This window comes from Dokdonella sp. (assembly GCF_039926425.1).
In the GTDB taxonomy this organism is placed as follows: domain Bacteria; phylum Pseudomonadota; class Gammaproteobacteria; order Xanthomonadales; family Rhodanobacteraceae; genus Dokdonella_A.
Genome location: NZ_JBDSWZ010000156.1, coordinates 1 through 5,973, shown reverse-complemented (window position 1 = coordinate 5,973; position 5,973 = coordinate 1). Strand labels below are relative to the sequence as shown.

Genomic DNA, 5,973 nt, shown 5'->3' with positions numbered 1-5,973 from the left:
GATATTGAACGCCTGCCCATGGCTGGCACGCCGCAGTTCCTGGATTTTCGTATCCAGCTCGGCGATCGGTTGTTCGAAATCGAGGAAGTTCGGGTTCATTCGCGGAAGTTCGCGGCCGCAAGGTGCGGCGCAAAGACGCGGAGTATACCGGCTCGTGCCACGTGCCGTGCGCCGGTGGGGCGAGGCGGCGACGGGGTTCAAGGTCGACGAGAGGTTTGAAATTGCTTGGGCTGGGAGCGAGCGCTGGGGCGCAGGTCGTCATTCGTCGTGCGCAGTGGAAACGTGGATCCACCAGCGACCGCGTCCTGTGTCGCGACGTCGCTACAACCCCTCGACCGGTGTCATCGAAGGAGCGGCGGGATCGAGCAGGTAAGTCCTGCAACGACGCCTTGCGCGATCAGGCACTCATTGTGTTGCGCTGCGTGCTAAAACGCTCGAGCGCCTGCTTCAGCTCATCGGTTCGATCGCGCATCAGCTTCAGTTTCACGCGCTGCGCAATCATCTTGACCTTGAGCGCTTCGCGCTTCTGCCACTCCCCGTCGGAGAGGGGCGACACGGGCGTGACATTCGCACCGGCGTGGGAGGCGGGCGGTGGCAGGTCGAGCGACGAGGTCAGGTCGCGCTGCGTGAACTTGGACATCATGCGTTCTTCCTCGGACATCGAAAGCAGTGGCCGCTTGCCCCTTTTCGGGCGGCCATCGCGGCACAGCGCCATGGAACGTGACTGGTCGCCAATGTGGCGAACCTTCGCGTCCAGATGTGTGATGACGGGCACAGGATCCGCGTCGGATCTTCCTTTTGACGGCGCGACCGGGCGAAACGGCGTGTCGGCCAGTGGAAGCGCGCGCGATGGCACTGCACTGCCATCCAGCGGCAGAGCGTCATGCCGAGCCGCGGATGCGGCTGGACTCGACGGTGTCTTTCTGGACAGATGCTGAATTCCCGTCGCGTCCACGTTGAAAAATTGAGATGGCGCAAATAATTTTTGCGCTGCGGACGCCATCCGGGTCCGCCGTGAGAACGCCAGACCTGGCGCTTCTTCATGTCCATGTTGCTTGAATTTGCGAGGATATGGCTATGAGGACAACCGTGGATTTTTCGCCCCTGTTTCGCACCGGCATCGGTTTCGATCGCGTGTTCGCGGCGCTCGACAGCGCAAGTCGTGGACAACCCCTGGACCACTGGCCGCCGTATGACATCGTTGCGACGGGTCACGAATCCTATCGGATCGTGATGGCCGTGGCCGGCTTCGAACGCGATGAGCTGATGCTCACCGATCGACCGAATCTTCTGGTCATCTCGGGAGCGAAGAAAGACCAAGCGTGCGAAGGCACGTTCCTTCACAAAGGCATTGCGGAGCGGGAATTCGAACGTCGTTTCGAGCTCGCCGATCATGTAAAAGTGGTCAACGCGTCGCTGTCGAACGGCCTGTTGACCATCGAGCTCCGACGCGACGTGCCAGACGCGCTGAGACCCCGACGCGTCGAGATTCAGAGTGAAGGTCCGTCGAATCAAAGCCAGGCTGCTCGTCAGATCGAATCGAAGGCTGCGTGACCTGCGCATCGCCCCGCGATCGGCGTCCCCTCCGATCGCGGGGCATCTGCCTTGAGAGGACATTTGGCGACGTTCCTGAGCCCTGCTTCCCACCATGAATGACGTCGCCAGCACCCAACCCGATTCAATACGCAACAAGCAGCGCGTGGGAATCGCGTTCGATATGGAATCGATGCGCCACGCCAGCCAGCAATCGTGGCTGGCAGTCCATCAGATGGCGAAAGCATTCACGCCGGGCCTGCTTGAGAGCGAGGCGGTGCGCATCGCGCGCGGCATTCTGAAGGACGTGGGCATGGAGAGGATCTGGCATCCGATCCAGGTGCGCTTCGGTGCGAACACGCTGAAGACGTTTCGGCAGAAGTCGGATCCCGGCGTGGTGCTCGGCGAGAACGACATCTATTTCATCGACATCGGTCCGGTGTTCCGTGGTCACGAAGGCGACGTGGGCGCCACGTTCACCACCGGTGACGATCCGGACCAACTGGCGTGTGCAGCGGCCGCAAAAACGTTGTTCGATGATGTGCGTGGGCGATGGTCGCGTGAGAGGTTGTCCGGCCCCGCGCTGTACGACTACGCCGAACGGCGCGCACGCGAGATGGGGTGGCGTCTGAACCTCGGCACGCAGGGGCACCGGGTCGGCGACTATCCGCACTCGATCCACCGCGGCGGAACGTTGGCCGCATTCGATTCGAAGCCTGACGAAGGCATCTGGGTCCTGGAAATCCAGATTGCGCATCCAGGCAAGCCGTTTGGCGCGTTTTACGAGGATGTATTGCTGTAAATCGCGTCCCGTCAATCACTGCCACCGTCTCCACCCCCGCCATCGCAGCTGTTGCCGCCATCCGACAAGCACGCGCCGTCCGAGGACGACTCCATGTGCGATGTCGAATAGGTGTTGTGCGATGGCGTGTCGGAACTCCAGTCGACTGCGCCGCCATCGTCTCCTGCGGTCGAGCGACCGGATCGTCGCCGACGTGAAGCAGGATCAGCCGCCCTCAGTCTGAAAAAAACAATCGCTCCGACGATGACGAGAGCGATCAAAGTCATTTCCATGACGAACTCCCCATCAGCCTCTATCGCAAGGTCGCACCGGGCTTCGTCTTCGAGCGGAGCCTGCGCGCGTTCATCCTCTCATGACACGGCGCGCCCCGAGAGGCGGACGTCTGCCGACGCCGCGGTCATGGAAACGAAGGCACGCCCACTTCCGTCCACGCGTACTTGCCGATCACATGCGAGGCGAGAATCGAATCCGGAGCGGGCGCACTCGCGAGCATCGATTGCACGCCGGCCGGCACGCGATAGAACAGGATCACGCGGCCGCTTTCGAAGACGACCCGCAACCGCAGCGTGAGCGCGTTGCAGGCAATGGTGCTGATAACGCCTGGACTCTTCATGTCGTGCAGCATGCGCTTGTAGCGCTGAACCGCATAGGGCTGATTCGCACGCGTCGTTCCGGATGATGGGCATTCCTTCCGGTTCCGCTACGGCACCTCGAATCCGTCTGCGAAGATCACGTCGCCGGACGCGACGACCATGCAGGCGGAGTACTCGGATGTGTCGCCGACGGGCGACGTTGCGATTGCGGTGATTGCATCGCCGATATCGGCGTCGAGGTCCGAGACGAACACACTGAAATAGGCGGAGCAATTGTCATTGGCGCAGACGCCGGTGTTGCTGACGGTGACAGCTTTCGATCCGATGAGGTGTTGCCCTTGGCCGTGTCCGGAAGCGTCGCATTCGCCGCCGGCGTAGAACTCGACGAGGTACGGCGCGTTGCGCACATGGGACGTCAGGTGGCCTTTGATCTGCAGCGGGCGATCGAGCGGATAGGCCCCCGGCGGTTTGAGCACCACGGAATCGAGGATCGGGTAATTCTGACTGGCGTTGGCCGCGCATCCTGTTTCCACGTCGCATGCCGGCAACGGCGAAAGATTGTTGCCGGTGACGCCGTTCACGCCGAGATCGATACCGATGCCCTCGTTGCCGACGATCGAATTGCCGGAAATCCTGTTGCGGCCGCCCGCATCGGTGAATACGCGCACGCCGTCGTCGCCATTGCCGCCGACCCGGTTGCTGGAGATCGTGTTGTCGTGCGCGGAGTTGTCGAGAAACACGCCCATGCGCCCATTGCCGCCCGACAGGAACGGCGGCGGCAGGGAGTATCCGATCGTGTTGTTGATGATCTGATTGTCATGCGAGACGGTGCCGGACAGCGCGATGCCGTCGCGTGAATTGTGTGCGATTCGGTTGCCGGCCACGCGCGATTCGCGCGCGGTGATACGCAAGCCGTCCTGGTTGGGCAGCGCGGACAGGCCGTCCTTGTCGAGGCCGATCATGTTGCGGATCACGTCGGTCGAGTAATTGCTCGCGCCGGTGACGAGAATCCCCGATTCGTTGCTGTTGCCGATCAGGTTGATGTCCGAGGTTGCTGCACCCCCGATCGAGCTGCGGCCTTCGCCGGCGACCGTGATTGCATTGTTGTTGGCGCGCAGCGTGATGCCGGTGGTTCCGATCTCGCCGCCGAACTGATTGCCGCGCACGCGGTGGTCCACGCCATAGGCGAGCAGGATCGCGGTATCGAACCGCTCGAACGCCAGGCCCGACACGTCAATGCTTTCCGCGTTGGTACCGAGTTGCGGGCCGGTGAGGATCGCCACCCCGTTAGTGTTGGAACCATCCAGCAGGATGCACGGCTTTGCGTTCCAGAGAAATTCGCCGGTGTTGCGCAGGCTGCCCGGCTGGCTGTAGCCGTCGATGCGCAGCCGATCGTTGACGCTCAGCGCGCCTGCGAGCGTGATGCGGTGCGGGCAGTTGCCCGGGATGTTGAAGCGGATCACGTTGTCGGCTGCATCCTGGTTGGCGAGCGTGATGGCTGCAGCAAGCGACCCGGCCCCGCTCGGACTTGCAGTGGTCACCGTGTAGATTCCGGTGCCGTCCACTGGACTCTCCGCTGCGCCACGGTCGACGCGCGGACCGATCACCCGGTCGGTGCCGTGGACATCGAGTTCGGAGAGGCCGCCGGGCACGTTGCTCGTGCCGGAGTTGACCATCGCCGAGCCGGCGTTGGGAACGAACTGCGCATCCAGATTGGCCGCGGCGCTGGTGTTGTCCAGATTCAGCAATGTCGAGCCGCCGGACTGGTTCTCGATTCCGTCGAAGCGGCTGTTGACGATCGAGAGCAACCCTTCGTTGTGGATGTCGTCGCCCGCGCGCTGGAAAATGCTGTTGTAGATGCGCGTGAGCGGCAGGTTGGCGCAGCAGTTTTCGATTGCAGTGATGCCGTTGACGACAGTCGTGTTGACCATGGTCAGTGACGAACCCTGATAGTCGTCGTCCGTCGCAAGATAAACCGCAACCGATGCGTCGCTGAAGGACCGGTACGGCTGCCCATTGGCAAACACGCTGTCGCGAATGTCAACGTCGTGGCACAGCGAGGTCGAGATGAACGTCGCGTTGTTCACCAGCACGCGGTCGAGCTCGAAGGAACGGTCGGCACTCGCGCAGTGCGCCAACGCCATGTCCTGTACATACAGATCGACGCCGTCGAAGGCGACATCGGCGAGACGAACGCTGCCGGTGATCGTTGCGAATACCACGTGTTTCGACGACGCACTGGTGAATCGGGTGGTGCCGGTTTGCGCCGAACAGTCGCTGTTGTAGCCGCCGACCAGCGTGAGTCGTCCGGGTGCGACAATCGACTCGAACTCGGGCTCGTAGCGTACGTCGCTTCCGAGCGGGTAAACGCCCGCTGCCATGCGCACCAGACTGTCGTCATTGTCGATCTCGGCGGAGTCGAGGATGGTCTGCAGTTCGGACACGCTGTTGGCGCAGTAGCTGGCTGCGTGTGCAGGGACCACTGCGGTGGTTGTCAGAAGAACAATCGCGAGGAGGAAACGCCACATGGTCGTCGGCCGGTCAGGGGGGTCATCCGGTTTCACGCAAGAGAGCGACGAACGGGGCCACATCCATCGCGCGCGAGCGTGTTCGCGCGTTCGCCATGGCATAGTCCTGCGCATGCATGTTCATCGATTCGCGTGCGTCGCCGTGGGACTGGGCTCAACCCTCGCAACCGCAGGGACCAGCGATCGGCTGCCCGGGCAAGGGCTCGATGTCGTTCGCTACGAGCTCTCACTGACGCCAGACATGCGTGGCGCTGAGGTGTCCGGGGTCGAGTCGATCGTCGTTCGCAGTCTCGAAAAGGATCTGCGGCGAATCGTCTTTTCGCCGAATGCGCTGATCGTCGATCGCGCCAGCATCGATGGCCAAACCGTCCATGTGCAGCGCGGTGCGACCGGCGTCCAGTTCGATCTGCCGACGGTGTTGCGTCGAGGGCAGAGTGCGGTGCTGCGCATCAGCTACCACGGCGCGCCGGCGCGCGGCGTGGTGCGCAGCCCGACCGGGGTCTACACGAGCTACTTC

5 protein-coding genes and 2 pseudogenes are annotated in these 5,973 nt (G+C 62.6%); 3 read left to right on the top strand and 4 right to left on the bottom strand.

What is annotated here, in order from left to right; all coding sequences use genetic code 11:
- Together ABIV12_RS09220 and ABIV12_RS09215 are read right to left on the bottom strand one after the other, a co-directional pair.
- Positions 1–99 (bottom strand): annotated as a pseudogene (locus ABIV12_RS09220) (acetyl-CoA carboxylase carboxyl transferase subunit alpha); the annotation flags it as partial.
- A gap of 298 nt (positions 100–397) precedes the next feature.
- Complete coding sequence (locus tag ABIV12_RS09215; RefSeq protein WP_348058509.1) at positions 398–643, bottom strand: hypothetical protein; 246 nt, start codon at positions 641–643, stop codon at positions 398–400.
- A gap of 446 nt (positions 644–1,089) precedes the next feature.
- On the opposite strand from ABIV12_RS09215, the gene ABIV12_RS09210 reads away from it, so the two are divergent.
- Both ABIV12_RS09210 and ABIV12_RS09205 read left to right on the top strand, forming a co-directional pair.
- Positions 1,090–1,554, top strand: a complete 465-nt coding sequence (locus tag ABIV12_RS09210; RefSeq protein ID WP_348058507.1) for an Hsp20 family protein — start codon at positions 1,090–1,092, stop codon at positions 1,552–1,554.
- Positions 1,555–1,648: 94 nt separating this feature from the next.
- Positions 1,649–2,335 carry a M24 family metallopeptidase gene (locus ABIV12_RS09205; protein ID WP_348058505.1) on the top strand — a complete coding sequence of 229 codons (687 nt, stop codon included), beginning with the start codon at positions 1,649–1,651 and terminating at the stop codon, positions 2,333–2,335.
- Between the two features lie 397 nt (positions 2,336–2,732).
- On the opposite strand, the gene ABIV12_RS09200 is transcribed toward ABIV12_RS09205, so the two are convergent.
- Together ABIV12_RS09200 and ABIV12_RS09195 are read right to left on the bottom strand one after the other, a co-directional pair.
- Positions 2,733–2,960, bottom strand: coding sequence for a hypothetical protein (locus ABIV12_RS09200; RefSeq protein WP_348058503.1), 228 nt, complete (start codon positions 2,958–2,960; stop codon positions 2,733–2,735).
- 75 nt (positions 2,961–3,035) lie between these two features.
- Positions 3,036–5,456, bottom strand: coding sequence for a hypothetical protein (locus ABIV12_RS09195; protein ID WP_348058501.1), 2,421 nt, complete (start codon positions 5,454–5,456; stop codon positions 3,036–3,038).
- Positions 5,457–5,598: 142 nt separating this feature from the next.
- On the opposite strand from ABIV12_RS09195, the pseudogene ABIV12_RS09190 reads away from it, so the two are divergent.
- A pseudogene (locus ABIV12_RS09190) lies at positions 5,599–5,973 on the top strand (M1 family peptidase); the annotation flags it as partial.